We start from the raw sequence: 2,387 nt of genomic DNA, 5'->3' as shown, positions 1-2,387 counted from the left end.
ATCTGCCCGTCGCCGTCGGCGCGCTCCACGGGCACGCCGACGGCGACGGGCAGATGGAAGAGGGAGCCCACGGAGGCCCGTACGGACTTGGGGTTGTACAGGTCGACGGAGGCGTCGGTGAGCACCACGGCGTCCGCCCCCGCGGCATCCGCGCAGCGCAGCACGGTGCCCGCGTTGCCGGGGTCGCGGACATGCGCCAGCACCGCGACCAGCCGGGGGCGGGCGCGCAGTATCTCCTCGAACGGCGTGTCCAGGAAGCGGCACAGCCCGACGATGCCCTGCGGGGTCACGGTGTCCGACATCTCGGCGACGACCTCGTCGGTCGCGGTGAGCACGGGGGCGCCCGCGGCGCGGGCGGCGGCGACGATGTCCGCGTGGCGCGCGGCGGCCTCCGGGGTCACATACACCTCCACGAGGTGCGCCATCGCCTCCCGGACGGCCTGCGGACCCTCGACGAGGAACCTGCGCTCCTTACCGCGGAAGCTGCGCTTGGCGAGCCGTCTCGCCGCGGTGACGCGCGGCGATCTAAGGGAGGTCAGCTCGGGGGTCGCCATGGGAGTGTGCTCTCAGTTCTGTTGTCCGGTGCCTACCGACACGTACGGACCCGCAGGTGAGCGATCACCTGCGGGTCCGTAGCCGTACAGCTCAGCGCAGCGATTACGCAGCCTTCGGCGCGTTCACGTCGCTCGGCAGCGCCTTCTGCGCGGCCTCGACCAGCGCGGCGAAGGCGTTCGCGTCATTGACCGCCAGGTCGGCCAGGATCTTGCGGTCCACCTCGATGTTGGCGGCCTTCAGACCCTGGATGAAGCGGTTGTACGTGATGCCGTTGGCGCGGGCAGCGGCGTTGATCCGCTGGATCCACAGCTGACGGAAGTCGCCCTTGCGCTTCTTGCGGTCGTTGTAGTTGTAGACCAGGGAGTGGGTGACCTGCTCCTTGGCCTTGCGGTACAGGCGGGAGCGCTGGCCCCGGTAACCGCTGGCCTGCTCGAGGATCGCCCGGCGCTTCTTGTGGGCGTTGACTGCCCGCTTGACGCGTGCCACTTGTTTAACTCCTTGTACGGGGCCGCGGCTCACTCACGCGGCCCGGAAACGAATAGGTCCCGGTCGGCTCGGTGCACGCCCCGCCGTAGCGGGGCGTGGCATCACTTGCCGAGAAGCTTCTTGATCTTCTTGGCGTCGGCCGGGGCCATCTCGGTCTTGCCGGCCAGGCGGCGCGTCAACGTGGACGGCTTGTGCTCGAGAAGGTGGCGGCGACCGGCGCGCTGGCGCATCACCTTGCCGGAGCCGGTGAGCTTGAAGCGCTTGCTGGCACCACTGTGCGTCTTGTTCTTCGGCATGTCGCCGTTCTCTCCTCGTCGGGACGCCGTCCGGCCGCTGTGGGCACGGTGAAGCGTCGGGATGTTTCGGGTTGTGTCCGGGGCACGCGGCCCCGGGGTGAGGCTCGCGCCTCGAATCACGCCTCGGCGGGCTCCTCGGCGGGCTCCTCCGCGTGGCTGTGGCCCTGACGCTCCGCCTTGCGGGCGGCCTGCGCCTCGCGGGCTTCGGCCATCGCCTCGGTCTTCTTCTTGTGCGGACCGAGAACCATGATCATGTTTCGGCCGTCCTGCTTCGGGTTGGACTCCACGAAGCCCAGCTCCTGGACGTCCTCGGCCAGCCGCTGCAGCAGCCGGTAGCCGAGCTCGGGCCGGGACTGCTCACGGCCGCGGAACATGATCGTGATCTTGACCTTGTCGCCCTGCTTGAGGAACCGGACGACGTGACCCTTCTTGGTGTCATAGTCGTGCGGGTCGATCTTCGGCCGGAGCTTCATCTCCTTGATGACCGTGTGCGCCTGGTTCTTGCGCGCCTCACGGGCCTTCATGGCCGACTCGTACTTGAACTTTCCGTAGTCCATGAGCTTGCAGACCGGCGGGCGTGCGGTCGCCGCCACCTCGACGAGGTCGAGGTCGTACTCCTGCGCAAGCTCCAGGGCCTTGGCAAGCGGCACGATGCCGACCTGCTCGCCACTGGGACCGACGAGTCGCACCTCGGGGACGCGAATCCGGTCGTTGATGCGGGGCTCGGCGCTGATGGGGCCTCCTCGGTTGCACCACGCGACCGTCTGGCGGACTGCCGCGTAACGTCTGTTCTTGTCGGACCACCGCGCCGTGACGTGAAAAACGCCCCGGACGGTACGCAGGCGGGGCTCCTCATAGACCGGGAGCACCGCCGCGATATCACCGCGGGGCGCAGCCTGACCGATGACCTGCCGACCCGGGGGTCGGTTCAGGTGGGAGTCCGGAGCCTCCACTTGCGGGCCGGGCACACGAGTGACCGGCCGGTCGTTTATCTACGATACCAGGACTGGCCGAGAATGCTCACCGCGGAGGATGCCCACCGCGGTGAGC

At 68.7% G+C, this 2,387-nt stretch carries 4 protein-coding genes; all 4 read right to left on the bottom strand.

Annotated elements, in window-relative coordinates; translation table 11 throughout:
- The coding region (locus tag CCN51_RS37965) for a TrmH family RNA methyltransferase (protein ID WP_281262475.1) at positions 1-554 on the bottom strand (554 nt) is incomplete at its 3' end.
- A 103-nt stretch (positions 555-657) separates the two neighbouring features.
- The gene (gene rplT / locus CCN51_RS37960; protein WP_014175141.1) at positions 658-1,041 is read right to left on the bottom strand and encodes a 50S ribosomal protein L20; all 384 of its coding nucleotides are present in this window, start codon (positions 1,039-1,041) and stop codon (positions 658-660) included.
- Positions 1,042-1,142: 101 nt separating this feature from the next.
- A complete protein-coding gene (gene rpmI / locus CCN51_RS37955; RefSeq protein ID WP_014175142.1) occupies positions 1,143-1,337 on the bottom strand; it encodes a 50S ribosomal protein L35 in 195 nt (64 codons plus the stop codon).
- Between the two features lie 116 nt (positions 1,338-1,453).
- The gene (gene infC / locus CCN51_RS37950; protein WP_078610881.1) at positions 1,454-2,071 is read right to left on the bottom strand and encodes a translation initiation factor IF-3; all 618 of its coding nucleotides are present in this window, start codon (positions 2,069-2,071) and stop codon (positions 1,454-1,456) included.
- Positions 2,072-2,387: the final 316 nt, after the last annotated feature.

This window comes from Streptomyces milbemycinicus (assembly GCF_002154605.1).
Classification (GTDB): domain Bacteria; phylum Actinomycetota; class Actinomycetes; order Streptomycetales; family Streptomycetaceae; genus Streptomyces; species Streptomyces milbemycinicus.
Note: the sequence above shows the minus strand (reverse complement) of the source record. Positions and strands in the feature narration are given on the sequence as shown.